This window comes from Mesorhizobium sp. URHB0026, assembly GCF_054059755.1.
The window spans coordinates 1,651,998-1,678,739 of the sequence record NZ_JBSSCN010000001.1 but is presented as its reverse complement, the minus strand read 5'-3'; the positions used below and the strand labels follow the sequence as shown (position 1 = coordinate 1,678,739).

General features: G+C 63.9%; 21 protein-coding genes and 1 pseudogene. 8 read left to right on the top strand and 14 right to left on the bottom strand.

Annotated elements, in window-relative coordinates; genetic code table 11:
* Positions 1-49 precede the first annotated feature (49 nt).
* The 3 genes from ACVWWD_RS08550 to ACVWWD_RS08540 all read right to left on the bottom strand — a co-directional run bounded on the left by ACVWWD_RS08550 (position 50) and on the right by ACVWWD_RS08540 (position 3,647).
* A complete protein-coding gene (locus tag ACVWWD_RS08550; RefSeq protein ID WP_352546336.1) occupies positions 50-1,867 on the bottom strand; it encodes a GtrA family protein in 1,818 nt (605 codons plus the stop codon).
* Positions 1,868-1,992: 125 nt separating this feature from the next.
* Positions 1,993-2,415, bottom strand: a complete 423-nt coding sequence (locus tag ACVWWD_RS08545) for a GtrA family protein (protein ID WP_352546335.1) — start codon at positions 2,413-2,415, stop codon at positions 1,993-1,995.
* Entirely contained in the window at positions 2,412-3,647 is a 1,236-nt protein-coding gene (locus ACVWWD_RS08540; protein ID WP_023781956.1) for a glycosyltransferase family 2 protein, read from the bottom strand. Before ACVWWD_RS08540 ends, ACVWWD_RS08545 begins: the two co-directional genes overlap by 4 nt.
* 218 nt (positions 3,648-3,865) lie before the next feature.
* Between ACVWWD_RS08540 and gshB the strand changes: the two genes are divergently transcribed.
* The 3 genes and pseudogenes from gshB (at position 3,866) to ACVWWD_RS08525 (ending at position 7,463) form a co-directional block, all read left to right on the top strand.
* The gene (gene gshB, locus ACVWWD_RS08535; protein WP_023781957.1) at positions 3,866-4,807 is read left to right on the top strand and encodes a glutathione synthase; all 942 of its coding nucleotides are present in this window, start codon (positions 3,866-3,868) and stop codon (positions 4,805-4,807) included.
* A 377-nt stretch (positions 4,808-5,184) separates the two neighbouring features.
* Positions 5,185-5,792: pseudogene (locus ACVWWD_RS08530) on the top strand (class I SAM-dependent DNA methyltransferase).
* A 138-nt stretch (positions 5,793-5,930) separates the two neighbouring features.
* On the top strand, positions 5,931-7,463 hold the full coding sequence (locus tag ACVWWD_RS08525) for a YifB family Mg chelatase-like AAA ATPase (RefSeq protein WP_023772055.1): 1,533 nt from the start codon (positions 5,931-5,933) through the stop codon (positions 7,461-7,463).
* A gap of 81 nt (positions 7,464-7,544) precedes the next feature.
* Here ACVWWD_RS08525 and ACVWWD_RS08520 read toward each other — a convergent pair whose 3' ends face one another.
* The 6 genes from ACVWWD_RS08520 to ACVWWD_RS08495 all read right to left on the bottom strand — a co-directional run bounded on the left by ACVWWD_RS08520 (position 7,545) and on the right by ACVWWD_RS08495 (position 14,408).
* A complete protein-coding gene (locus ACVWWD_RS08520; RefSeq protein WP_352546334.1) occupies positions 7,545-8,165 on the bottom strand; it encodes a class I SAM-dependent methyltransferase in 621 nt (206 codons plus the stop codon).
* Positions 8,166-8,343: 178 nt separating this feature from the next.
* On the bottom strand, positions 8,344-10,512 hold the full coding sequence (locus tag ACVWWD_RS08515; protein ID WP_352546333.1) for a malate synthase G: 2,169 nt from the start codon (positions 10,510-10,512) through the stop codon (positions 8,344-8,346).
* A gap of 137 nt (positions 10,513-10,649) precedes the next feature.
* Positions 10,650-12,692 (bottom strand): hydantoinase/oxoprolinase N-terminal domain-containing protein, encoded by a 2,043-nt coding sequence (locus ACVWWD_RS08510; RefSeq protein WP_457103018.1) that lies wholly within the window; start codon positions 12,690-12,692, stop codon positions 10,650-10,652.
* A gap of 189 nt (positions 12,693-12,881) precedes the next feature.
* Positions 12,882-13,508: a CDGSH iron-sulfur domain-containing protein gene (locus ACVWWD_RS08505; RefSeq protein ID WP_352546331.1), complete on the bottom strand. Its 627-nt coding sequence runs from the start codon at positions 13,506-13,508 to the stop codon at positions 12,882-12,884.
* Positions 13,509-13,681: 173 nt separating this feature from the next.
* The gene (locus ACVWWD_RS08500) at positions 13,682-14,053 is read right to left on the bottom strand and encodes a hypothetical protein (protein WP_023772050.1); all 372 of its coding nucleotides are present in this window, start codon (positions 14,051-14,053) and stop codon (positions 13,682-13,684) included.
* 118 nt (positions 14,054-14,171) lie between these two features.
* Entirely contained in the window at positions 14,172-14,408 is a 237-nt protein-coding gene (locus ACVWWD_RS08495) for a hypothetical protein (RefSeq protein WP_023772049.1), read from the bottom strand.
* A gap of 254 nt (positions 14,409-14,662) precedes the next feature.
* On the opposite strand from ACVWWD_RS08495, the gene ACVWWD_RS08490 reads away from it, so the two are divergent.
* Positions 14,663-16,183 carry a winged helix-turn-helix domain-containing tetratricopeptide repeat protein gene (locus ACVWWD_RS08490; RefSeq protein ID WP_023781963.1) on the top strand — a complete coding sequence of 507 codons (1,521 nt, stop codon included), beginning with the start codon at positions 14,663-14,665 and terminating at the stop codon, positions 16,181-16,183.
* A 32-nt stretch (positions 16,184-16,215) separates the two neighbouring features.
* Here the strand turns inward: ACVWWD_RS08490 and ACVWWD_RS08485 are convergent, their stop codons facing one another.
* The 3 genes from ACVWWD_RS08485 to cysK are packed head-to-tail and all read right to left on the bottom strand — an operon-like array spanning position 16,216 to position 19,214.
* Positions 16,216-16,572 (bottom strand): hypothetical protein, encoded by a 357-nt coding sequence (locus ACVWWD_RS08485; RefSeq protein ID WP_023772047.1) that lies wholly within the window; start codon positions 16,570-16,572, stop codon positions 16,216-16,218.
* Between the two features lie 50 nt (positions 16,573-16,622).
* Positions 16,623-18,110, bottom strand: coding sequence for a pyridoxal phosphate-dependent decarboxylase family protein (locus ACVWWD_RS08480; protein WP_457103017.1), 1,488 nt, complete (start codon positions 18,108-18,110; stop codon positions 16,623-16,625).
* A 12-nt stretch (positions 18,111-18,122) separates the two neighbouring features.
* The gene (gene cysK, locus ACVWWD_RS08475) at positions 18,123-19,214 is read right to left on the bottom strand and encodes a cysteine synthase A (RefSeq protein WP_352546329.1); all 1,092 of its coding nucleotides are present in this window, start codon (positions 19,212-19,214) and stop codon (positions 18,123-18,125) included.
* A gap of 248 nt (positions 19,215-19,462) precedes the next feature.
* Between cysK and ACVWWD_RS08470 the strand changes: the two genes are divergently transcribed.
* Complete coding sequence (locus tag ACVWWD_RS08470) at positions 19,463-21,421, top strand: BTAD domain-containing putative transcriptional regulator (RefSeq protein WP_352546409.1); 1,959 nt, start codon at positions 19,463-19,465, stop codon at positions 21,419-21,421.
* Between the two features lie 96 nt (positions 21,422-21,517).
* The gene (locus ACVWWD_RS08465; RefSeq protein ID WP_032922059.1) at positions 21,518-21,697 is read left to right on the top strand and encodes a hypothetical protein; all 180 of its coding nucleotides are present in this window, start codon (positions 21,518-21,520) and stop codon (positions 21,695-21,697) included.
* A gap of 39 nt (positions 21,698-21,736) precedes the next feature.
* Here the strand turns inward: ACVWWD_RS08465 and ACVWWD_RS08460 are convergent, their stop codons facing one another.
* A complete protein-coding gene (locus ACVWWD_RS08460; protein WP_015314705.1) occupies positions 21,737-22,045 on the bottom strand; it encodes a UBP-type zinc finger domain-containing protein in 309 nt (102 codons plus the stop codon).
* Between the two features lie 69 nt (positions 22,046-22,114).
* On the bottom strand, positions 22,115-23,794 hold the full coding sequence (locus ACVWWD_RS08455) for an FAD-dependent oxidoreductase (RefSeq protein WP_352546328.1): 1,680 nt from the start codon (positions 23,792-23,794) through the stop codon (positions 22,115-22,117).
* Between the two features lie 421 nt (positions 23,795-24,215).
* Here ACVWWD_RS08455 and ACVWWD_RS08450 point away from each other — a divergent pair, with 421 nt between their 5' ends.
* The gene (locus ACVWWD_RS08450; protein ID WP_457103016.1) at positions 24,216-24,644 is read left to right on the top strand and encodes a hypothetical protein; all 429 of its coding nucleotides are present in this window, start codon (positions 24,216-24,218) and stop codon (positions 24,642-24,644) included.
* 344 nt (positions 24,645-24,988) lie between these two features.
* Positions 24,989-26,629, top strand: coding sequence for a GmrSD restriction endonuclease domain-containing protein (locus ACVWWD_RS08445; protein ID WP_457103015.1), 1,641 nt, complete (start codon positions 24,989-24,991; stop codon positions 26,627-26,629).
* Positions 26,630-26,742 lie beyond the last annotated feature (113 nt).

The following is a 26,742-nucleotide window of genomic DNA, read 5'->3' as shown; positions in this document are numbered from 1 at the left end:
GCGACACCGTCGTGAAGCCGGCTAAAAGATGCGTCAAACACTTGGATTTTCAGCCCTTTGGTTTGACGCGATAAAGCTCCAGCGGGGCACCTCGGGTTTGTGCCACCGGCTCCAGCCAGTTCGGCACATCGCCGCTCATCAACCTGGCGAGGAACCCCTCCGGTGCCCTGGCCAGGAGCAGGTGGCTTTCCGCATTGCCACGGCAGAGCGCGACAAGGCCGACATGGCGGCTTTCGATGACGGTTTTGGCGTCCGCCTCCGAGCCCAGCCAGGCATCCAGTGCAACCAGATTTCCGGTGACATTGCGGTGGTACAGCCCGGCCAGCACGCGATGACTGGTAAAGGCCAGAATCGGTGAGCCGAGGTTGGACAGCGAAAGGACTGTCGTGGCCTGCATCCGGCCGAGCGCCGCGAACGAGGCCTTGCCAAGGCAAGCCGCATCGTCGGCCTTGGCACTGGTGGCCGCCGCGTCGGTTTGGAAAGCACTAGACGCCGCCCCGGCAGCGCCTGCCCAGATTGCATTTACAGAGATCAGCCAGGCCGCGGCCATCCTGAGTGCGGCGCCGTTGGACGGACTGGTTTGCGCACGCTGGCGCCAGCGGGCGATCCATGCCGCAAGCGGGATCACCGCGAAGGCGATGGAGAAGGTCGAGCCGCGAACTTCCCAGGCACTGACCAGGAACGCCACCACCAGCAGCGAGCCGACAAGGCTGTCCTGCCGACGCCAGACATGACCGATACGGAGCGCCATCAGGATGATGGCCACCAGCGGGGTGGCAAACCGGGCCACCGCCCTGGCCGGATCATGGGTGACGATCTGGAAAATCGGCTGCGCCTCGTCGATATGGCTGAGCCATATCTCCTTGAGGCGCGGATTGAGGTTGGCATAGGGCGAGGCCAGGCATTGCGGGAACAGGAATACGACGACAGCGGCAAGGGCTAGCCCAAGCAGGCCGAGCGAGGCCAGGCGGCCGGCGACGGTCGCACTGGCGGCCTTCCACGAGGCGATGATCGCCAGCCCCGCGCCGGCAAGTCCGGCGACGGCGAACTGAACAATCGAAAATGTGTCGCACTGTGCCTGGGTCCATGCGGATGCCGGGACGGTGGCGACGAAGACGAGAGCCGAAACAGCGGCGACGCCGAGGCCAAAATCCCTCGCGGTCAGCCTTTCCCGAGCACTATCGCCAAGAAACAGCAGCGCGACAGCGGCGCCAAGGGTGCCGGCGCAGGGAGCGCTTTCCATGCCGATGGCCACGCTCAGCGTGGCGCAGATGCCCGAAAGCAAGGCGGCCGGCCGGAGCAAGGGAGCCCCGAGCAGCAAGGCAAGGCTCGCCAGGATCAGCGTCAGCTGCACATTGTGATGATCCAGCGAACCTGGGGAGAAAATGCCGAGGTAGTAGAGCGCGGCGCCACCGACGACGGCGGCGGGCAGGACAGCGTGGCCGCCGGCGAAAGCGCGCGCGGCGCGGATGAGGAAGAAGACCGCCAGCCAGAACAGCAGGGCAGGCCAGGCGACTTGCACGACCTGTTCAGCCAGGGCGACATTGCCTGTCAGGGCCGACATGACAAGGACGCCAAGGGCCAGCGGCGCGTCGAGCAGCCGCGACCAATGCATGACGAAGCCGCCGTCCAGTCCCATCCTGTACTGGTGCAGGTCGAACCAGCCCTGGCCGGCCAGAAGATCGCGGACTTCGACCAGCTGCAGCAGGCTGTCATTGTCGCCCGCCGGGTTGGCCAGTTGTGGAAATCCGGCGATGGCATAGACCAGGAGCGGCACCAGGGCCGCGAGGAGCGCCGCCAGCATGTCCGCCCGCCAGGAGAGACGGGCGGTGTGCTTTGAAGGCATCGCGGCATGGGCAGCGGTCATGGAGCGACTTTCGGCCGATGGTCGGGACTACAGGCTAGTGCCTCTCGCTTCACAAAGCGTAAAGCACGGTGCGTCGCGGAGGCGCTGGACCACTCCTGGTCTTGGCTCGACCGGACGGACAACCGCTACACGGTTTTCCCGAGTTTGCCGTGGCCGCGCGCCGGAAACACCCACAGTCTCGAGACCACATAGCTGATGGTGCTTGTCACGGCCGTCGCCAGCGCCGACATGGCGACGGGCGACAGGCCGAAATGCGTCACCGCCACCTGCGAGACAAGGCCGGCAAAAGCGGCGCATCCGGCTTGCAGCGTAAGATAGCGCGGGAACGCGACCTTGTGATCGTGTTCCGCACCGAACGTCCAGCCCCGTTGCGCCCGATAAGCAATGACGAACGCCGTTGCATAAGCGATGGCACTGCCGGCGAACGGCGAAACCCCCAGCGAAACCAGCAGCCACGAGAGCGCGAAAAACAATCCCGCCGCACCGACGCCCACCACCATGAAGCGGAACGGGCGCGCCTGGACAAGCGCCGGCAGCACGTCGGTCATTGCTGTTCGCTGGCCGGCGCTTCCTGGGAAAGGCCAGCTTTCAGTCGCTTGACCGGGATTTCCAGGACACCGAGCAGGAATGCCGAAAAGAAGGCCTGGAAGGAAATGACGATCAGGCTCAACCCGAGCACGACGATGCGCGGAATTTCGGAATCGTCCAGCGGGCCGAAATTGAGATGGGCCCAGCGCATGACGGCATAGAGGCAGAACAGGAAGCCGGCGGCAAAGCAAATGCCGGCATTGGCGGCGAGACGGTCGGTGCTGATGGTCCTGGTCAGCCAGTCCGACCCGCGGCTTCGCGGCAGGATGCCGGTAATTTCGGCATAGTATCGCGAAATGGCACCGAAGGTGATGAGCTGGATGCCGGTGACGATCATGAAACAGGCGGCGACGAAGGTGTTGAGATCGAGCGAAAGATTGTCGACCACCCGCAAGGGGCCGAACACCAGCAGCGCCGCGAACAGCGTGCCGAGGCCTGAAAGCACCGCGCCTGGAATGAAGAACATCCAGCGCGGATTGTAGACCAGCAGGAATTTGAGGTGCCGCCAGCCGTCGCGCCAGGTCCTGAGATGCGGCGGCCGGCCGCGGCCGTCGGGCTTGAGCGTGGTCGGCACTTCCTCGATACGCAGGCCGGCAAGCGCGCTGCGCACCACCATTTCGCTTGCGAATTCCATCCCGGTGGTCTGCAGATCGAGCTTCCTGATGCTGTCCGCGTTGAAGCCGCGCAGACCGCAGTGGAAATCCCCGGTCTTGATGCGGAAGAACAGGCGGCCGACGAAACTCAGCACCGGATTGCCGAGATAGCGGTGCAGGGGCGGCATGGCGCCAGCCTCTATGCCACCCCGGAAGCGGTTGCCCATGACCAGATCGGCGCCGCCGCGCAGCCGCGCCACGAATGCCTCCAGTGCACCGAAATCATAGCTGTCATCGGCGTCGCCCATGATGATGAAGCGACCCCTGGCGGCGGCGATGCCGCCCAGAAGCGCCGCGCCATAGCCCTTCTGCGCGACCGGGACGACACGAGCACCGCCCTGCGCGGCGATCTCCCGCGAGCCGTCGGTGCTGCCATTGTCTGATATCAGCACCTCGCCCGCTATGCCGGATTGGTCGAGAAACGCCCTGGCCTTGCCGATGCAGACGGCGAGCGTCTCGGCCTCGTTGAGGCATGGCATCAGGATGGTGAGTTCGAGCTGCTGGGTCGAGGCTGCGCGGACGGCAGTGAGCGCGTTCATGATCGTCGTTCCATCGGGTGCCCGGCGCTGCGTCAGGTCGGCCGCTGCATTCGGAGCTTACCGTCGCACGGCAAGGCTTAAGAAAGCGATGACGTCAGTCCTCGTCTTGTCTGCAACCGGCAGACGCGCCTTGCTGATCCCAATGTTCAAAACGTCGCGATTGGCAGAACGCGCCGCGACGCTTATATCGCTTGCGTCGACTACGCTGGGGACCTGCCATGAAGTTGAAAATCGCCGTCCAGATGGACCATGTCTCCACCGTGTCGATCGCCGGCGACACCTCGTTCGCCCTGTCGCTGGAGGCGCAGCGGCGCGGCCATCAGCTGTTCCACTACACGCCCGACCGGCTGTCGATGCGCGACGGCAAGGTGTTTGCCCGCGTCGAGGAGATGACGGTGCGCGACGAAAAGGGCAGCCACTATTCGCTGGGCGAAAAGGTGCGCACCGACTTGTCCGAAATGGACGTCGTCCTGCTGCGCCAGGACCCACCCTTCGACATGAACTACATCACCACGACCCACATCCTCGAGCGCATCCATCCAAAGACGCTGGTCGTCAACGACCCGGCCTGGGTGCGTAACAGCCCGGAAAAGATTTTCGTCACCGAGTTCCCGGACCTGATGCCGGATACGCTGATCACCAAGGATCCGCTCGAAGTCGCCGCCTTCCGCAAGGAGTTCGGCGACATCATCGTCAAGCCGCTCTACGGGAATGGCGGCGCCGGCATCTTCCATATGCTGGAAGCCGACCGCAATCTCGCCTCGCTGCTCGAAATGTTCGGCCAGATGTTTCGCGAGCCCTATATCGTGCAGCGTTACCTGAAGGACGTGCGCAAGGGCGACAAACGCATCATTCTGATCGACGGCGAGCCGGTCGGCGCCATCAACAGGGTGCCGGCCGAGCACGATTCCCGCTCCAACATGCATGTCGGCGGCCGCGCCGAAAAGACCGAGTTGACGACACGCGAGCGAGAGATCTGTGCCCGCATCGGGCCGTCGCTGAAAGAGCGCGGCTTCATCCTGGTCGGCATCGACGTCATCGGCGACTACATGACCGAGATCAACGTCACCTCGCCGACCGGCGTGCGCGAGGTCAAGCGCTTCGGCGGCGCCGACATCGCCAGCCTGTTCTGGGATTGCGTGGAGGAAAAGCGGCAGTAGGCGCAAGCCTCTTTCACAGATCCTAATCAGGCAGTCGGTTGAGTATGGCAACGGCCAACGCTATCAGGCTGACAACCGTGCTGATGGCTGCGCCAATATCCAAAAAAAGCGGCGACGCCAAACGTCACCGCACATCCCTCGCCGTGACACCGGTCTAACGAAACGAAGAGCTAGATACCGAGCCCGACGATGAATGGCGGCACAACCGCCATTCCGCGATCATGCTTCGCGGCCCTGTTTTCCGTTTTCATTTTGTATTAACCATGTTCCGCTTTTGCAACCGGACGCCACCCGGCTGCAACCGGCGCAAACTGCCAGTTCGCGTGATGTTCTCGATTTGACCAAATCCGTCAGACACACACCGATGGGAGAACACGATGAAGATACCGGCAGAGGTTCTGGCCCAAAGCCGTCGGACGATAGAGTCGTATGAGGACTATGCGGTCCATTATGACGAGATCGTTGGGCATGTTCCTCACCCGAACGACAGGGCCGCGCTCGAGCGCGCCGCGGCGATCGCCGGAGCGGGCGGCCGCATCCTGGAAATCGGATCCGGCCCGGGCCGCGACGCGGACTTCCTGGAGGCCCTTGGGGTCGAGGTCCGGCGGACCGACGCACACGACGCTTTCTCGAACTGCAGGCCGCGCGCGGCAAGGCAGGCGAACTCCTCGACGTGATCACCGACGAGCTTGGCGGTCCCTACGACGCGGTGGTGGCGCTCGCCGTGCTGATCCATGTGCCTCGCGACCAGATCGACCAAGTTCTGGAGAAGATTGCGCGTTCGTTGCGCCAAGGCGGTGCCTTCGTCGTCTCGATGCGAGATGGTGACGGCGAAACGGGTGGCAAGTACCATAGCGTCGACTGGCGTAGGGACGCCTTCGCGGCGCGCATCGAGGCCGCCGGCATGGAGCTTCTCAGCCACAGCTTCCGCATCGGTAGAAATGAGCAGGGCTGGAACACCTTCTTGGCGATGAGGCCGTCATGATCGGGCGCGAGCCATGCGTTTACTCTACTTTGTTCCTGTAATGTTCTTGCCTTGGGCTGAAATCCGTGGTTGTCTTGCGTTGACGTCACTCGCGGCCCGTTCACAAGGGCAAGGGCGAGCCGGCATCGGGGGCAGACAATGGTGGCGCGGGTTCGTACGGTCGCTTTCCAGGGCATCGAGGCGGTGCCGGTCGATGTGCAGGTGATGATCGCGCCCGGCAAGGTCAACATGCATATCGTCGGCCTGCCAGACAAGGCGGTGGCGGAAAGCCGCGAGCGGGTGCAGGCGGCATTGCATGCGTCGGGCCTGTCGATGCCGTCGAAGAAGGTGACCGTCAACCTGGCGCCCGCCGATCTGCCGAAGGAAGGCAGCCACTACGATCTGCCGATCGCTCTCGGCTTGATGGCGGCCCTTGGCGCCATTCCGGGCGACATGCTGGCTGGCTATGTCGTGCTGGGCGAACTATCGCTCGACGGTACGATCACCGCCGTTGCCGGTGCCTTGCCGGCGGCAATCGGCGCCAATGGCGAAGGCAAAGGGCTGATCTGCCCCTTCGCTTGCGGGCCGGAAGCAGCCTGGGCAGGGCGGGAATTCGACATTCTCGCGCCGCGCAGCCTGATTGCGATCGCCAATCATTTCCGCGGCACGCAGGTGCTGTCGCGCCCGGAGGCCGGCATCCGCGCGGCGGCACGCGACCTGCCCGACCTTGCCGACATCAAGGGCCAGGAGACAGCGAAGCGGGCTCTGGAAGTGGCGGCCGGCGGCGGGCACAATCTGCTCATGATCGGTCCGCCAGGCTCAGGCAAATCGATGCTGGCGCAGCGCCTGCCGTCGATCCTGCCGCCGCTGGCGCCGAAGGAACTGCTCGAAGTCTCGATGATCGCCTCGGTGGCCGGCGAACTCGGCGAAGGCAAGCTGACCGACCGGCGGCCGTTCCGCGCCCCGCACCATTCGGCCTCGATGGCGGCGATGGTGGGCGGCGGCCTGCGCGCGCGGCCGGGCGAGGTGTCGCTTGCCCATCACGGCGTGCTGTTCCTCGACGAGTTTCCCGAATTCACGCCGCAGACGCTCGATGCGCTGCGCCAGCCGCTTGAAACCGGCGACTGCATGATCGCACGGGCCAACCATCGCGTCACCTATCCGGCCCGCATCCAGCTAGTGGCGGCAATGAACCCGTGCCGCTGCGGCATGGCCGGCGAACCGGGTTATCGCTGCCTGCGCGGCGACCGTTGCCGCACCGATTACCAGGCGCGTATTTCAGGTCCGCTGCTCGACCGCATCGATCTCAGGATCGAAGTGCCGGCGGTCTCGGCCAGCGACCTGATCCGGCCCGACCGGGCGGAAAAGAGCGCCGACGTGGCGCTGCGGGTGGCGCGTGCCCGCACCATTCAGCGTGAGCGTTTCGAGCGGCTCGGCGTCAACAGCGCCACCACCAACGCGCATTGTTCTCCAGCCGTCATCGAAACGATCGCCATGCCGGACGCCGCCGGCCTGTCGCTGCTCAAGGATGCCAGCGAAAAACTCGCCTTTTCGGCGCGGGCCTACCACCGGGTGCTCAAAGTGGCGCGCACGCTCGCCGATCTCGACGCCAGCGAAGCTGTCGGCCGCATCCATCTGGCCGAAGCGATTTCCTATCGCATGAGTTCGGAGCGCGTGGCGCAGGCGGCGTAGGGCCTGCCCGCGGCAGCACACGCATGCACCCCACCTTCACGGCGCCCGTCAATGAAGCTGTCAACAGCCTGTCCGCCTTGCCTATCGCAAGGTCGAGATGAAATGCAGGCGACGGTCGAAAAACACGCTGGCCGGGAACGGATAGAGCGACAGCTTCTCACGCCAGGTGCGGGGTGTGATACCCGCGGCGGCAAAAACGGCGTCCCACTCCGCCTTGGAGAGATAGTTGTAAGGCAGGCGAACATTGTGCCCCTTGTTGCCCACCCAATCCATGAAACGAAGCGTCTGGTAGGCCGCGAAGCCTTGGCGCAGGTGATCCTTGATGACAACGCCCTTGCGCGCCACGCGGGCCGCCTCGCGCACGAGATGGCCCGGGTGGTCGGCATGATGCAGCACATCGACGATCGTCACCCAGTCATAGGAGCCATTCGCGGCGGGAATGGTGCCGCCATCGAACAGTTCGACCGGGATATGGGTTTGCGGCCTGATCAGCACGTCAATGCCGCGAAACGTCAGCCCCGGCTTTTTTTCCATGATCGCCTTGGCGATGGAGCCGTCGCCGCAGCCAAGATCGAGAACGGTGCCGGCCGGGCCCAGTTCGTCGGCCAGCCGCTGAGACAGGACGCGCACGCGGCGCTGGAAAACCGCCCGGTCATGGACGGAATTCAACAGTTTCTTTTCGATCGCCATCGTGTTGGCCATGCCAATGCTCCGTAGCCTTCCAGCCAGCACTAGCTGAAAAAAGCAAAGGAACCGTATCCAGCCATAAGAGCCTGCCGCCTTCGGCACGACATTGCCGCTGGGCTGACGCCGCCGTCTTCGCCGACGCGGACCGGCGACATCCAGTCGGCGCTCCAAACTCTTTCAACGCGACATCGTCCTACCCTTGATGGGCCTTCAGCTCCAGCCGCCGCTTGTGCAGCACCGGCTCGGTGTAGCCGTTGGGCTGGCTTGTTCCCTTGAACACCAGGTCGCAGGCGGCCTGGAAGGCGATCGACTTTTCGAAGTCGGCGGCCATCGGCCGGTAGAGCGGGTCGCCGACGTTCTGCAGATCGACGATTGCCGCCATGCGCCGCAAGGAATCCATCACCTGGATTTCCGAGCAGACCTTATGGCGCAGCCAGTTGGCGATGTGCTGCGAGGAGATGCGCAGCGTGGCGCGGTCTTCCATCAGCCCGACATCGTTGATGTCGGGAACCTTGGAGCAGCCGACGCCCTGGTCGATCCAGCGCACGACATAGCCCAGAATGCCTTGCGCGTTGTTGTCGAGTTCGCGCTGGATCTCGTCGGGCGTCCAGTTGGGCCGCACGGCCACCGGCACCGACAATATGTCGTCGAGCTTCGCCTTCGGGCGGGTCCTCAGCGCGGCCTGAACCGCATGGACATCGACCTTGTGATAGTGCGTGGCGTGCAGCGTCGCCGCCGTTGGCGACGGTACCCAGGCGGTGTTGGCGCCGGCCCTGGGGTGGGCGATCTTCTCGGCCAGCATCGCGGCCATCAAATCGGGCATCGCCCACATGCCCTTGCCGATCTGGGCATGGCCGGCGAGCCCGCATTCCAAGCCCGTGTCGACGTTCCAGGCCTCATAGGCGGAAATCCAGGCGGCCTGTTTCATGTCCCCCTTGCGGATCATCGGGCCGGCTTCCATCGAGGTGTGGATCTCGTCGCCGGTGCGATCGAGGAAGCCGGTGTTGATGAACACCACGCGCTCCTTCGCGGCGCGGATCGCTTCCTTGAGGTTGACTGTGGTGCGCCGCTCCTCGTCCATGATGCCCATCTTGATGGTGTTCTGGGCCATGCCGAGCAGGGCTTCGACACGGTCGAACATCTCGACGGCGAAGGCGACCTCCTCCGGGCCATGCATCTTGGGTTTCACGACATACATCGAGCCGGCGCGGGAGTTCATCCGCCGTCCTTTCGGCCCGACATCGTGCAGCGCGATCAGGGCCGTCATCGCCGCGTCCATGATGCCTTCCGGCACCTCGTCGCCGTCGCGGTCCAGGATCGCTGGATTGGTCATCAGGTGGCCGACATTGCGCACCAGCATCAACGAGCGGCCAGGCACGGTCACCGTGCCGCCGGCTGGGGCGATGTAGGCGCGGTCGGGGTTGAGCTTGCGGACGAAACTCTTGCCGCCCTTGCTGATTTCTTCGGCGAGATCGCCCTTCATCAGGCCGAGCCAATTGCGGTAGACGACGACCTTGTCCTCGGCATCCACGGCCGCGACCGAATCCTCGCAGTCCTGGATGGTGGTCAGCGCCGATTCCAGGATGACGTCGGCAATGCCACCCGGATCGGTGCGGCCGATCTGGTTGTCGCGGTCGATGACGATCTCGACATGCAGCCCGTTTTTCACCAGGAGCACGGCTTGCGGATTGGCGGCGTCGCCGCGATAACCGACGAATTGGCTGGGATCGGCCAGCGTCGTCGAGCCGGCGCCGGCGCTGAGCCTCAGGGCGCCGTTGGCGACCGACAGGCCGTTGACCCCTGCCCATTTTGCGGAGGTGAGCGGCACGGACTGGTCGAGAAAATCCTTGGCCCAGGCGATGACCTTGGCGCCGCGCGCCGCGTTGAAGCCCTTGCGCTTCTCGGCGCCATCCGTTTCGGGGATGGCGTCCGTGCCATAGAGCGCGTCATAGAGCGAGCCCCAGCGTGCATTGGCGGCGTTGAGCGCATAGCGCGCGTTCATCACCGGCACCACCAGCTGCGGTCCGGCCACGACCGCGATTTCCGGGTCGACATTGTCGGTCGAGACGCTGAAGGCCGGCCCTTCCGGCACGAGATAACCGATCACCTTCAGGAACGCCTTGTAGGCGTCCATGTCGATGGGCGCGCCATTGTCGCGATACCAGCCATCGAGCCTTTCCTGCATGGCATCGCGTTTTGCCAGCAGCGCCCGGTTCTTGGGCGCCAGGTCATGGACGATGACCGAGAACCCGTCCCAGAAACGCGTCGCTTCGATGCCGAGGCCGGGCAAAGCCTGGTCGACGACGAAGTCATGCAGCTCGCGGGCAATGCGCAATCCGGCGATCTCGATGCGATCGGTCATCAGGCTACTCCAGATGAAAGGCGTTGCGGGGCGTTTGGCATGTCAGGGGGTGCAGGGTCAATTCAGCTTAGGGTGAAGGTGGGGCATTTTGGGCGGTTAGCCAATCTTCCCGACGAGGGGGGAGATGGCTCTTCTCCTCACACCGCTATCCTCGGCCTGCCCGAGGCCACCGCCACGATATGCGCTTCGATGAACATGCGCTGCGCTTCGACAGTCGAGACCCGGAACTCCGTCGCCACGTCGATCTCGGCACTGTCGGTGCCGGCATCAAGAGCCCGCTGGGCGACAATCGCCCGCACATCGGCCTCGGCGGCCGCGATCGCCGCCGTCTCGTCGAGGAAATCGCGCACCGTCTCACCCGAGGCAAGCCGGAACAGGCCTTCCGTGGGCTGGCTGACGCGGGCCTCCGCCGAAACCCTGACCTGGCCGACGACGGCGCCAAGCGCGTTGGCGACGTCGGTATCCCGGGGCACGACGCAGTCATTCCCGACCAAGGGCGCCAGGCCGGCATAGTGCAGCGGCGCCGAAGCGCCGAGCCCAATGACCGGCCGGTCGAGCGCGACGCTGAGGCGGGCGATGCCGGGGTGGGCATCGACGGCGCGCTGCACCAGCGCATGCGCCACCGTCGCCGCGCCGTCGAGCCCGTCCTCGGCAAAAGCGGTCTCCAGGATGTATTCGGCCGACCAGCGCGTCAGGGTCAAGAGCACCCGTTCCGAGATCGCTTCCGGGGAGGCCGCGATCGCCTGGCCCCGGCCATCGCGCCTGCGGGCGAACAGTTCGGCGCCAAGCCGGGCGGCGGCGGCATCCCAGTTCGCCTGTTTGCAAAGCACGTGCGCGGCGTCCGACGGGGTGAAGCCCGAGATATGCACCAGCCCGCGCGAGACCAGGCGGTTCAGCGTGGCATTCTGGGCATTCGAGGTCAGCAGCCTGTCGAGGGCGAGCGGCGTCGCGCCGATTGCTTCGTAGAGCTTTGCCTCCGGGGCGGTCAGCCCCGCGGCGAGCCTGTCCGGCACGCCGGTGCGGACCGCGAAGCGGCCGTCCATGCGGCCTGTGTTGGGCGCGCGCAACTGGCGTTCGAGTTCCGCGGTCACCGCCTCGCCATGCGCCATGCCGGACAGCGCCAGCGGCACCAGGCGGCGCGGCCCGAGCAGAATTTTCGGATTGAGCGCGCCATCCTCCAGCATCACTTCGGAATCGCCGCCGAGGCCGAAAGTGCGCATCGCGACCGCCTCGACCATGGTGCGGAAACCACCGACGGTGGCGCCTTCCGGATCGAGCCGCGGCCGGCCGCCATCGAGGACCGCCACGTCGGTGGTGGTGCCGCCAATGTCGGAGACCACCGCGTTGTCGAACCCGGTCATGTGGCGGGCGCCGACCAGGCTGGCGGCGGGACCGGAGAGGATCGTCTCGATCGGCCGCTGGCGGGCAAACGCCGCCGAAACCAGTGCGCCATCGCCGCGCACCACCATCAAAGGAGCGGCGATGTTGCGGGCCTGAAGGAACCCCTCGGTCGCCGCCACCAGCCGGTCGATCATCGAGATCAGCCTGGCATTGAGCAGCGTCGTGAGCGCCCGGCGCGGACCGCCGAGCTTGGCCGATAGCTCATGGCTCGCCGTGACCGGCAGGCCGGTCCTGTCGCGGATCAGCTCGCGGGCGGCGATCTCGTGCGCCGGGTTGCGGGTGGCGAAATAGGCACATACGGCAAAGCCGGACACCGACACGCCGAGTTCCGGCAGCATCGCCTCCAATCCGGACAGGTCGAGCTTGGCGGCGCTGCCGTGCACATCATGGCCGCCCGCACAAAACACCACCGGGTCGGTGCCGAGTGCCGTCTTCAAACCATCGCGGGCAAGATCGGCCTCGGAAAAGCCGATCATGACCAGCGCCACGCGGCCGCCCTGGCCCTCGACCAGCGCATTGGTGGCGAGCGTCGTCGACATCGAGACCAGTTTGATGTCGGCCGGATTGGTGCCCGCCTTTTCCAGGACCGCATCGACGGCGCCCGAAATGCCGACGGCCAGATCATGCCGCGTGGTCAGCGCCTTGGCCTTGGCCAGCACCTTGCCCTTGCTCGGCCCCTCCCGCGGACCTTCGGTCTCGGACCACAACACGGCATCGGTGTAGGTGCCACCGGTGTCGATGCCGAGGAAGAGAGGGGCGGGCTTGGTCTTGGCGGTCATTTTGGGCGAAAGTCCGGGCAGATTGTTTGGTTGCCTGCCCTTAGCCGATACCGGCTTGCGGATAAAGCCGGGAGAGATGGGCCAAGGGACGCGGCACTGGCGCGGTGGAGAACATATTGAAAGGTTGGCAAGAGGCGCCCCCTCTGTCCCGCGGGACATCTCCCCCCGAGAGGGAGATTGGCTACCCACCTATCCCACGAACCCAACCTTCTTATGGCTGCCGTCGCAGAACGGCTTGTTGGCCGAGTGGCCGCAGCGGCACAGGAAGACCTTCGTGGTGCGGTCGACCGTGTGGCCGGTGCCGGTAACGATCTCGACATTGCCTTCGAGCTTGAGCGGGCCGTTCGTGGTCGGCGTCGCCCGCAGCGGGCCGTCGCGGACCTCCAGCGCCGGCGTGTCCTTCAGCGCCGGTTCTCCGGTGGCGGCAAAGCCCGCCTTGATATGGCTGTTGTCGCAGAACGGCTTGTTCTGCGAGGCGCCGCAGCGGCAAAGCGTGGCGCGGAAAAACGTCTCGGCACCAAGCACGATCTCGGCATGCACCGCCAGCGGGCCGTTTTCGCGCAGCCGCACGGTGTTGACCACGGGCGGCTTTTCCCGCGGGCCGCCATCCTTGCGCGCATAGGTGATGGCGCCCGAGGGGCAGTTCTCGGCCAGCGCGACGATCTTCTCGACGCTGGCCGCATCGGGATGGATCCATTGGCCCGGCGCATTGGGCACAAAGACATGCGGGTCGCCGAGCACGCAATTGCGCGAGTGGATGCAGCGCTTGCCGGAAAACCCGACGTCGATTTTTTCACCCTCGACCGTGCCGGCCATCGCGATGCTCCTGTTGCCTGGAGTACGCCGCGTCTGAATGCACAGGCGCGGCGTGCCCTTGGTATGGTCTTGTTTCCATGCATGTCGTTGCGCCAAAGCCGCGAACCGGTTTTGGGCGGCATGCATGGCCAAGCTATGGCTCGAACAGGAAAACCGTCAAGCTGGCAAACCGGTCAGGGGACCAGATCGATCTCCTCGGTCTCGCCGCCGCTGCAGGTGTAGCAGCAATCCTCGCATTTTTCCTTGTTGCCGGGACCGACGCCCCAATAGGTACCCTCATCGCCATCGACCCAGGCTCCGTAGCAGATCGATTCGCCTTCGTTGCAGGATATCGGCAACGACTTGGTCTCGCCGTCGTCGAGATAGAAATCCTTGCCATCGCCCGGCCAGACATAGTCGCGGTCCTGGCTATAGAGTTCGAGGCGCATCGCGTTGGGATGGCTGTTCTTGACAGCGAAGGTGACGTCGCCGGCATGGGCGGCTGGTACAAACAGGACGGCAAGCGAAAACGCGGCGGCGAGCCGGCGCGCGGATGTGAAGGACATGGAAACCCCCGATGTAGAATCGGCCCCCACGGCCGATGCAGGATCATGACATGACGCGGGCGGATGCTAAAGGCACGATGCTCGGCAATCCCCTCCAAATCGTCGCGGCATTTTCGCCTTAGCGCTGCCAGAATGGCAGTTTGGCGATCTCTGCTTCGACCTGTCGTGTCGTCATGCCGATGTCATCGATCAAATGCGGGCTGACCTCCGATAGTCGCTTGAGGTCCCAGCGAAAGCGTGTCCGCTCGCGCCAGCTTGCCACCATGCTTCGCAGGGAGCGCGGATGCGACGATCGTTGGACGGGCACACCCGGCCGCACTGCCCGATGCTGGATCGATGTGATTGTACTGTTCATGGCAACCTCCATTGGGGCAACCTCCATTGGGCTTGCGGGTCCGACACCGTCGGGGAACCGTGGACCTCACCCGGAAAGAGATTGAATTCTGCAGGATATGAGCGGCGCCGTAATTAAGCCCTCCCAAATAGTTCTCAAAAGTTCCAAACTTGCGATAACTCTTTGTTTTGACGTCACTCTCGGGGAGAGCTAGCCACGCGTTTCCCGGCAAAACCGCTTCGCACTTTTCCCGGAATTGCTCTATAGATGCGCCCATGCAGGGAGAGCGCTTCGCCTTTGGTCCGTTCGTGCTTGATCCGGGCGCGGGAACGCTGCTTAGGAACGACGATCCCGTGGCCGTCGGCTATCGGGGGCTGAAGTTGCTTGCGGCGCTCGTCGCAAAACCCGGCGAAATCCTGGGAAAAGCCGAACTGATGGACGCGGCGTGGCCCGGCACGGCCGTCGAGGAAGGCAACCTCACCGTCCAGATCGCGCAGTTGCGCAAGCTGCTCGGCCCGCCAGGCATTGTGGGTGAAGGAGGCGGGGAATGGATCACGACCGTTCCGCGCGTCGGCTATCGCTTCACGGGGGCCGTCGAACAGCTCGCCGGCGCCAAGCCAAAACCCTTGCCGCTGCCGGACAAGCCTTCCATAGCGGTGCTGCCCTTCGTCAATTTTAGCAACGATGCCGGGCAGGACTCTTTCTGCGACGGCTTGACCGAAGACCTGATCACCGACCTGTCGAGGATCTCCGGCCTGTTTGTCATCGCGCGCAATTCGACTTTCGCCTACAAGGGAAAGGCAATGGACGTGCGCGAGATCGCCAGGGAACTCGGCGTTCGTTATCTGCTGGAGGGCAGCGCGCGGCGCGATGCGGGGCGGGTACGCATCAACGCGCAGCTGGTCGACGCGGCGAGCGGCGACCATCTATGGGCGGAACGTTTCGACCGCGGCCTGGACGATATCTTTGCCGTCCAGGACGAGGTGACCGCCAAGATCGTGGAGGCATTGCTTGGCCGGCTGCGCGCGCCGCCGCCACGCAACCGGCCCACCAATCTCGACGCCTACGACTTGTGCGTGCGGGCGCGCAAGCTGATCGATGATTCGCCGCAGACCGCACGGGAAGCGCATCTGATGTTGACGCGCGCGGTTGCGCTCGATCCCCACTACGCCGAGGCCTATCGCTGGCTTGCCATGAACCACTGGATGGGATGGGTGCATTGGGGCGAGCCGATCGACCCTAACCGCCGCATTGCCCTGGAGCTGGCGCGCAAGGCGGTCGCGATCGATCCCAACGATGCAGGATGCCACTGGGTGCTCGGCAATTTGCTTGCCTATGAGCATAAGTTCGCGGAGTCGGATGCCGAATTCGCCAGGGCGTTCGAACTCGACCCGAACGAGGCCGATGCCTGGGCGACATTGTCCGATATAACGACCCTGGCCGGGCGGGTCGAGGAGGCCCTGGAGCAAATCCGCAAGGCGTTCCGGCTGAACCCGTTTCCACCGAGCTGGTACTACCTGACGCTCGGCCAGGCGCAATACGCGGCGCGCGACTACGCAGCCGCCGTCGAGACGCTGCGCCGGGACGAGACTTACCGCACGAGCTCACGCCGCTTCCTTGCGGCAAGCCTTGCGCAACTTGGTCGGCTCGAGGAGGCGCGCACGGAGGTAGAACTGTTCCTCGTCGGCAACCCGCATTTCACGACCCGGCATTGGGTCTGGACGGAGCCCTTCCGCGACGACGCGACGCGCGAGCACTTCGTCGATGGCTTTCGCAAGGCCGGCCTTCCGGACTGACGCACCGGGTTGGCTCCTGCACCGAAGCGCCGCTACGGCACAAGGTCGATGGTTTCGGTCGTGTGCTCCACGCAGATGAAGCAGCAGGTATCGCAAGGCTGGTCGTTGTCTGGCCCGACGCCGGCGGAAATCTTGTCATTGCCATCGACCCAGGCGCCATAGCAGATGCGTTCGCCCTGGTTGCAGGAGATCGGCACTGATTTCCGCGAGCCTGGATCGACGAGGAACACCTTGTCGTTGCCCGGCCAGACGGTTTCGCGATCGCGGCTGAACAGCTCGACCGCGACCCCCTCCTTGCGCAGGTTCTTGACGAAAAAGGCCATGTCGGCGGCCTCGGCCGAGTTGGCCAGGACCAGTGCCGCCAGCGCAAGCATGCGAAACAGCGTCACCGCCGACCTCCCTCGAATCATCGCGGGCAGGTTCGCACGGCGGCCGGGAACTAGGAAGACACGTGGCCCTGTGCCGTGATCTCATGCCCGAGCCTCACCAGTTCACGCACCAGCAGATCGAGATCGTCGCGTCGGGTGCGATGGTTGGTGATCGCCACACGCAGCCAATGCCCGCCATGCACGGTGGTGTCGGAGAGCGCCGCGATGCCTTGCTCCTGCAACCGCAGCATGATCTCGGTGTTGAGCGCCTTCAGCGCTTCGCCCGCCAAACCGGGCTGGTAGCGGAAGCACACGATGTTGATGGTCGGCGCTGCCGCCAGTTCCAGCGAAGGCTCGGCCTCGATCAGCCCGGCCAGATAGGAGACCTGCGCGATGTTCTGGTCGATCAGGCGGCCGAACTTTTCGACACCATGTTCCTTCAGCGCCATCCACACTTTCAAGGCGCGAAAGCCGCGCGACGTCTGCAGACCATAATCGTGTAGCCATTCGCCGGAAGCGAGGCCGCGCGGCGTCGATTCCAGATATTCCGGCGTCACCGCGAATGTCCGGCGGTGCGCGGCGGCGTCCCTGACCAGGGCACAGCCTACCTCGAAGGGCGAATGCAGCCATTTGTGGGGATCGAGCGCGACCGAATCTGCCCATTCGATGCCGGTGACGCGGTGGGCATTTTGCGGGGCGATGGCGATCAGCGCGCCGATGCAGCCATCGACATGGAACCAAAGGCCTTCCTCGTGAGCGAGTTTGGCAAGCGCCCGCAGGTCGTCGATCGCCCCAGTGTTGACCGTGCCGGCATTGCCGATGACGCAGGCCGGCTTGAACCCGGCTGCCCGGTCCTCGACGATCGCCGTGCGCAAGGCCGATATGTCGATCCGTAGTCCGGCATCCGTCGGGATGCGGCGCAGCGCCCGATTGCCGAGGCCCAGCGCTTCCATCGCCTTGCGGTGGCAGGAATGGATCTGGTCCGAGCCATAAAAGCGCAGCGGCTTCTCGATCGCGGCGACGCCGTGCTCGCGCACGTCGATGCCGGCCTTGACGTTGCGCGCCACCGTCAGCCCGATGATGTTGGCCATCGAGCCGCCGCTGACCAGCGTGCCGGAGGCCGAGGCCGGAAAGCCCAGCATCTGCTTGCACCAGTTCACCACCTGGCCGTCCATCAGCCCGGCGGCATGGTTGCCGCCGCCCAGGTTGGAGCCCTGGATCGCCGCGAGGAAATCGCCGAGCGCGCCGGTGAAGTTGCTGGACCCCATGTACCACGACCAGAAGCGCGGATGGATGTTGCCCATGGGATAGGACATAACGGTGCGGGAGACCTCTCCGTACACGACGGCAAGCGGTGCCGGCGAGCGCGGCAGGGGTGCGGTGAAAAGATCCCGCACCTCGCCGGGCATTTCCCGCCAAACGGGGCGCTCGCGCACCTCACGGAGGTAGTCCACCGCATCGTCGATGATTTGATGCGAGAAGGCCTGCAAATCGGCCCAGTCGGCGGGGTCAAGCGTTTCCTCGGCCGACACGCCAAGGCCTTCCTGCGCGATGTCCATGACAGCCTCCCGTCAAGCCGCCGCCGGAAACTGGCAGCCGGGCGTCGAGCGCGACAGGGCCATTTCGTCGGCGTCCATCTCGGCCTCGATGCCGTCAAACAGCGGTGTCGACATGTAGCGCTCGCCTGTGTCAGGCAGCATGCATAGGATCACCGATCCGGGTGGCGCCTTCTCCGCGACCTGACGCGCCACGGCGAAGGTGGCGCCGCCGGAAATGCCGGTGAAGATTCCTTCCTTCTGGGCCAGCGCCCGAGCCCATTTGATGCCTTCTGGCCCGGCGATCGGCATCACCTCGTCATAGAGGCTGGCGTCGATCGCCTCCTGCAGCACGTTGGGGATGAAGTCCGGCGTCCAGCCCTGGATCGGATGCGGCTCGAAGGCCGGATGGCTGGCGGCGGGGGCGCCGCCGGCCCCGCGCTGCTGCGCCTTGCCGCTGCCGATCAGTTGCGCATTGGCCGGCTCGGAGAGCACGATGCGGACATCGGGCCGTTCCCGGCGCAAGACGCGCGCCACGCCGACGACGGTGCCGCCAGTGCCATAGCCGGTGACGAAGCAGTCGAGCCGGGAGCTTGCGAAATCGTTTAGGATTTCGCGCGCGGTCGTTGCTTCATGGATGGCGGCATTGGCGGCGGTCTCGAACTGGCGGGCAAGGAACCAGCCATTGGCCTCGGCCAGTTCGATCGCCTTCTTGTACATGCCAAAACCTTTTTCGGCGCGTGGCGTCAGCACCACCTTGGCGCCCAGCATGCGCATGAGTTTGCGGCGCTCGACCGAAAAGCTGTCGGCCATGGTGACGACGAGCGGATAGCCTTTCTGCGCACAGACCATGGCGAGGCCAATGCCGGTGTTGCCGCTGGTTGCCTCGACCACGGTCTGGCCCGGCTTCAGCGCGCCGCTGCGCTCGCCCTCCTCGATGATGTTGAGCGCCAGCCGATCCTTCACCGAGGCGCCAGGGTTGAAGAACTCGGCCTTGACGAAGATGGTCGCATGCGCCGGCGCGAGATTGTTGATGCGCACCACCGGCGTGTCGCCGACGGTGTCCAGAATGCTATCGAACAGGCGGCCGCGCCCTGCGGTGCTCCTGATGCTTTGTGTGTTCAACATCGTTGATCTCCTCGATCGTGTTGATCTTCACGGGCCGGTTACAAACCGGCGGCCAGGGCGGCGAGGTTTCGAGACCTTGCCGCGCTAACACTGACGTTCCAGCGATGCGGCAAGGACCGCTGCCGGCACGAGATTCGCCGCCGGATGCGCCGTGTCATGTTTGGTGATAGAGCAAGGGCCGGCAGGCCAGCGTGGGAGCAGGCGTGGAAACGGACGTGGAATCCGCAGCGTCGAGGCAGGACAGCGGCATGCCGTGCCTGTCGGTGCGGCTGCTCGGGCCGCTGGCGATCACCCGTAACGGCGTGCCAACGGCGTTGCCGGCCTCGCGCAAGCTGCGAGCGCTGCTTGCCTACCTCGTGCTGGCGCCACATCCGGTGGGGCGCAGCCGCCTTTGCGAACTTCTGTGGGACGTGCCCAACGATCCGCGAGGCGAACTGCGCTGGTGCCTGAGCAAGTTGCGCAGCGCTCTCGACACGCCGGACCGGCGCCGTGTCCGCACGCAGGACGATACGGTCGCGCTCGATCTCGGCGCCTGCCTTGTCGATGCGTTGGAGGTCAGCCGCGCCGGCTTCGAAGGCATCGCAACGCTTGGTGTCGAGCGCCTGCAGGCGCTGGCGAAATTGTTCGCCGGCGAGTTCCTTGACGGCCTGGAGCTAGCGCGAAGCCCGCTTTTCAACAGCTGGCTGACGGCACAACGCCGTCGCTTCGGTGCCTGGCACGTGGCCGTGCTGGAAAGGCTCGTCGAAACCTTGCCGGCGGATTGCGACGAAGCGGTCGCTCATCTCGACAGATGGCTGGAACTGTCGCCGTTCGAGGAGCCCGCGCACCGGGCGCTGCTGGCCAGTCTGGCGCGGCGTGGCGCCGTCGGCGCGGCCGAGCAACATCTGGCGGCGGCCGAGCAGCTGTTCGGGTCGGAAGACCTGGATTTCGCGCCTCTGCGCGCGGCCTGGCATGCGATCCGCGAGCGGCGGCCGGCCGCCTTGTCCATGGTATCGCAGCCGGTGGCCGGGCCGACCGTCGCCGAGACCACCAAGCCGAGCCACGCTTCGCTGGCGGTGATGCCGTTTGCCGGAGAGACGCGCGGCGGACCGGCCGACGGTTTCACACACGATATCATCACCCGTCTCGCCAAGCTGCGGGATTTCTTCGTCATCGCGCGCGGATCGGTGTTTGCGCTGGCCGAGGAAGCCATCGCGCCGGAGGAGGCGGGCCGCCGGCTGAATGTCGACTATGTGGCCACCGGCGCGGTGCGCAACCCGACCGGCCGCCTGATCGTCAGCGTCGAACTGATCGAGGTGCGTACTGCCAGGATCGTCTGGGCCGAGACTTTCGAGCGCCGTCCGGACGACATCTTCGCCGTGCTCGACGACATTGGCGACAGCATCGTGTCGTCGATCTCGACCGAGATCGAAACCGTCGAGCGCAACCGCGCCCTGCTCAAGGCGCCCAACTCGCTCAACGCCTGGGAGGCCTATCATCGCGGCCTCTGGCACATGTACCGTTTCACACAGGCCGAGAACGAAACGGCGCGGCACTTCTTTGCCAGGGCTCTGCAACTCGATCCGACCTTTGCCCGCGCCTATGCCGGCCTGTCCTTTACTCATTGGCAGAACGCCTTCCAGCGCTGGGGCGACCGCGACCGGGAAAGCGCGCTCGCCTTCGAGAGCGCCGGCCAGAGCCTGCTGGTCGATGATCACAATCCGGCCGCGCACTGGGCCATGGGCCGCGCGCTGTGGCTGCGCGGCGAACAGGACGGCTCGCTCAGCGAACTGGAACAGGCGGTCAAACTCAGCCCCAATTTCGCGCTCGGCCATTACGCGCTGTCCTTCGTCCATTCGCAGTCGGGCGACCCGCAGGCGGCGATCGGCTCTTCCGATCATTCGCGCCATCTCAGCCCTTTCGATCCGCTGCTGTTCGGCATGCTGGGGGCGCGGGCCATGGCGCATGTCCGGCTTGGCCAGTTCGAGGAGGCGGCTGGATGGGCGCTGAAGGCAGCGGCCCGGCCCAACGCGCACGCCATCATCCTGGCGATCGCGGCACATTGCCTGGCGCTGGCGGGGCGCCTCGACGAGGCGCGCGCCTTTGCCGCCGGCATCCGCAAGACGTTGCCGGACTACCGCGCCGACGATTTCATCGCCACGTTCCGCTTCGAGCCGGATGCCGAGGCGTTGTTTCGGCAAGGCGCCAGGCGGATCGGGCTCGGCTGAACCCGTCCTTGAATAGCTGCGTTAACGAAGTCGGAAGGACTTGCTTAACCGTTCGGGCCTATGTGACCTCGCGGGGGGATCCATGGCAAAGTGAGTATGATGAGCGACAGCCCCGACAAGCGCAGCGAATGGCGCGCCATCCTTCATGTACAGGCCCGCATCGCCGTGCTGTTCGTTCCGGTCGTGGCCAGCCTGCTGCTTATTGCAGCCCTTGCCGGCAACGATCGCAAATCCGTTCCGGATGTCGACCGGACCGTCACGGGCTCGGTGCGATAAAGCAGGCCGAACCGGCTTTTCCCCAGCTCTGGGAAACACTCAATAGAAGCGCGGGATCGGTCCGTTCTGCGGGGTCGTGCGGTCGCCGAGGTCGAGAAAGACCTCGTCGACATAGCACCAGCCCCAGCCTTCCGGCGGGTCGTAGCCCTCTATGACGGGATGGCTGGTGGCATGAAAATGCTTGGTGGCGTGGCGGTTTGGGGAGTCGTCGCAGCAGCCGACGTGACCGCAGGTGCGGCAGAGCCGCAGATGCACCCACCACGAACCGCTCTTCAGGCACTCCTCGCAGCCGAGCGCGCTCGGCGTCACGTCCTTGATCCCAGCGGCGTGTTTGCATTCATCCGCCATCACACTCTCCCGACCTATCTCTCATTTGAAGCATGATCTTTTCCGAAAACCGGTTCCTATTTTGCGGGATCATACGTGAGGCGCGTCGGCCTGGCTGCCGTCCCGCGCAAGAAATGCATGCAACGCCGCCACCACCTGGGCGCCCTCGCCGACAGCCGCCGCGACGCGTTTGACCGAGCCGGAGCGCACGTCGCCGATGGCGAACACGCCGCTGCGGCTGGTCTCCATCACGCCATGCGCCGATGCTATGTCCGATCCGGTGCGGATGAAACCCCTGGCATCCAGCGCCACGCCGGATTGGGCGAGCCAATCGGTGTTCGGGTCGGCGCCGATGAACAGGAAGAGATGGCGGATCGGCCGCGTCGTCGAGGCGCCGCTCGAGCGGTCGCGCCAGCGTACCGTGGCAAGATTGCCTTCCTCGCCGTCCAGCGCCTCGATTTCGGCGCCGGTCAGCACCTCGATGTTCGGCTGCGCCCTGATGCGCTCGACGAGGTAACGCGACATCGAGGCATCGAGGCTGCCGCCACGGGCCAGCAGCACCACTTTCCTGACTTGGCTGGCCAGATAGACGGCCGCCTGGCCGGCCGAATTGCCGGCGCCGACCAGCGCCACTTCCTGGCCGCCGCAAAGCCGTGCTTCGATGGGCGAGGCCCAATAATGCACGCAGGTGCCCTCGAACTCGGCGAGATTGGCGACATCGAGGCGGCGATAGCGCGCGCCGCTGGCAATCACCACCGAGCGGGTGCGCACCGTCTCGCCGTCGCCGACCGCAAGCTGGTAACGCGCACCGTCGGTGGCGGCACCGAGCAGCTTCACCTCGTCGGGGATGACCATCTCGACGCCGAATTTCTGCGCCTGGTTGTAGGCGCGCGCCATCAACGCCATGCCGGTAATGCCCGTGGGGAAGCCGAGATAATTCTCGATGCGCGCCGAAGCGCCGGCCTGGCCGCCGAAGGCACGGCAGTCGAGCACGATGGTCGACAGCCCTTCCGAGGCCGCGTAGACCGCCGCCGCCAGACCGGCCGGCCCGGCGCCAACGATAGCGACGTCATAGACCTTGCTGGCGTCGACCGGCCTTAGCAGGCCGATGCAGCGGGCGAGGTCTTTCTCCGCCGGATTGAGCAGCAGCCTGCCGTTCGGGCACAGCACGACCGGCAGATGGTGGGGATCGACATGGAAGTGCTCGAACAGGGTTTTCGCGCAAGGATCGGCTTTGGAATCGAGCACGCGGTGGGGCTGGCCGCTGCGGGCGAGAAAGCCTTGCAGGCGAAGGACGTCGCCATTATCGGCAGGTCCGACGATGATGGGACCAATCGTGCCGCTCTCGAGCAGCCCGACGCGGCGCAGGATCAGCGCCCGCATGATGCGCTCGCCGAGATTGGCCTCCTGAACCATCAGGTCGCGCAGCCGCCGCGACGAGATGACGAACGCCTCGACCGGCTCGGCCGCCTGCGCATTGACCAGCGAGGGACGGGCCGAAAGCTGCGCCAGCTCGCCGGCGAAGTTGCCGGGCCCATGCGTGACGATCGTCTCGCGCCGGCCAAATTTGCCGTCCTGGGTGATATCTACCTTGCCCGCCAGGACGACGATCAGCCCCGGGGACACATCGCCGGCCTCGAAAATGTGCTCGCCGGCGGCATAGGTGCTGGCCTCACCGAACCGGCGCATGCGCTCGATGTCCGCCTCGGCGAGGACGGGAAAGGCCTGGTCGCGGCGGGCGCCGAAGATCGCGGTGCTGGATTGAGACATGGTTGCGAGCGTAGCGAAGGGGGCGCGCGGTTTGAAGCGGTTTGTTCGTGGACTGGCCAGGAGGGCAGGTCATCGCGCAAGAAAAAAGCCCGGACGAACCGGGCTTTTTCTCAGGGTTTCTGAACCGGTCGAATGGTTCGAAACTGGAATTTGGTGCCCAGAAGAGGATTGCGCTCGACGCCAGCCTCATTATTGATTCTTAAAGACAATTCTACTCGCCGTCTAGGCGTTGTAACACACTCTCGTGACACGGCCATCCGATGGCTCATTGGCAAGACGGGTGAGCGTCATGGGCTAGGGGGCCGCAGAGCGCCCGTTTGATGTTGGCAAGCGCCGTAGAGACTCAGACTTCACATTCTTCCCTCTCGTTGCTGTGCTCGGAAAAATATGAGACGTTACCAGCGAAGCTTTGGGGGATAAAATGAGCAGCTCAAATGATGTGATGCCAAAAGCACCCGACCGCACGATACCTGCGGCAGTGCTTTCGATTGTTATGGTGCTTGTGGGCCTAATACCGGCAGCAATAGTTGTTATAATTTATTCGTTCTTTATGCGAGCCTATCTGGGGCATAGCTGGATTCCATATTTCGATCAGATATCGCTTCTGTGGTTCCCCGAATTGATGCGAGGACTGATAGCAGGGGCGATAGCAATTGGCACAACCTCCTATTTCTTCAAGAATTACAACGCACAAGCTGTCAGGTTAGCTACCTTCGCGTTTTGGGGGGCGGCCATTTTGCTAGTGAGCACATTCAGTATTTCGGTTCGCGGTTTAACATTGGACTTACTTGGCATCCTTGCCTTAGCGGTTGGCTTGGGGTTCGGGCTTCTGAGCAGTGAAACTTACTAGCTGTGCGAGCGAAGTCGCCCGCCAAACAGGGTCCGCAGCACGTTTGTCAAACACAGATCAACGGCAATTAGTTAGGGCTTTGACGAGTGGACCATCACGTGGTGGGTTGTTGGGCATACGGACAGCGAGCGGGCGAAGAGCCTAGACCTCAGCCAGCACGGCTACGCGGGGATGGACCCGGAGAAGGAAAAGAGGGCGCTTGTGGAGGCCGTCAAGTTGCCAGTCTAGTGACCACGTACCCGGAGGCAGTACGGTATGGCGGGGTGTTTTTTGACCAAGGCAGGTTGTTGCTTAGCCAAGGATTATCCCTAGGATTGTAGTTATGTCTTGGGGGATTCGCGACAATGGCAATTCAAGTGACAGGGAAACCCGCTGTTGAGTCGACCGGCTTCAGCAGAGCGCCTGAGCCAACGGTTGATCGAATCGAAGAGCTGGCTGCTCGTATTTTGAGCGGTGATATCCTGCTTCCAAAATTCCAGAGAGATTTTGTATGGGAGAGGTCGCAAATCTTGGACCTCTTGGACTCCATCTCAAATAATTATCCCGTTGGTAGTGTCCTACTCTGGCGCAGTCGCCAAGAATTAAAAAGCGAAAGAAACATCGCTGACCTCGACATTGCCCCAACCAAAATGGATTATCCCGTGAACTATTTGCTGGACGGTCAGCAGCGGCTATCCACCATCTGTGGTGCGCTCTATTGGATGGGGTCAGACGCGCGTAGTCGTTGGAATCTGGCCTATGATGTTAAGGAGAAGCGCTTCTTGCATCTTGAGACGCTTGACTCGCCACCGTTGCACCAAGTGCGCCTTAATCGGATACCGGATGCTGCGGCCTTCTTTTCACAGGTAGGAGCGCTACAACAAGGACCCGATGGTCAAAGTCTTGCCGAAGCCGCGAAGGAGCTCTTCAACAGGTTCAAAGACTACAAAATTGCAACCGTGACTCTCCATGATATGTCGATTGAGGCCGTTGCACCGATCTTTGAGAGAATTAACAGCAAAGGCACGCCTCTTACTATCGTCGATCTCATGCGAGCCGCTACTTGGAGCGAGGACTTCGACCTCGTGGACGAGATACAGGGGATCGTGGATGACCTCGGCAACAAAAACTTTGGCGGCATCGAGCGCAAAACTGTTCTCCGAAGCATTTCAGCTGCTGCAGGTGGCGGCTTCTCGGAATCGAGCATTGACCAACTTCGCAAACATGATGCGCCGGCTTTGAAAGGTGCAGTCGAGGCAACCAAAGCCGCTTACCAGAAAGCCGTTGATTTCCTTTCAACGGAACTTCACATCCCGAGCGATAGACAGCTTCCGTATGTCAACCAAGTTGTTGTCCTTGGGGAGGTTTTCCGGAATCTCAAAGCGCCGAATGCAGCGCAAACTGAGGCGATGCGGCAATGGTTTTGGCGAACGGCGATCAGCGGGTACTTTGGGGGTTGGAACACGGGCAATATGGCGTCCGATCAAGCCGCAGCTTTGGCGTTTGTGAAAGGAGCCACCGCTGAGATTGAAGCCCCTGTTTCCGCGCCACCCACTTCAATCTGGCACCAACGCGAATTCCGATCCAACTCGGCGCATTCCAAGATTCTGATCCTTCTGCTAGTGTTTCGTCAGCCAAGAGACCTCCTCACGGGGGCGAAGATTGATGCTGGTAGTGCGCTGTTTCATGGTAACCTGAAAGAGTACCATCATTTCTTTCCCAAAGACTATCTAAAGAATAAAGGTGTTTCTATCCGTCGAGCCAATTCGCTTTCCAATTTTATCTTCTTAACAGCTGCAAGCAACAAGACTATCACAAATCGAGCTCCTTCAGATTATTTAAAGCAAGTCGAGCAGAACCTTGGTCCCGCTCTGGAAGATGTTCTGGCGTCGAATTTGATCTCGCCCTTAGCCTACGCCGCTGCGCTTGCTGATGACTATGAAGGCTTCCTTTCTGCTCGTGCGGAGACAATTCAGGCGGCAGCGAAGCTGTTGGCGGCTTGGTAGGAGGGGCGTAGCTATCGCTCAGCGTCGTCCAATGAAATTTGGGGGGCACACATTTGAGACCTCAGATACGTGAGGGCGTTGGTGAGTTCCCCCCGTGCCCCCTCCCGATCCAG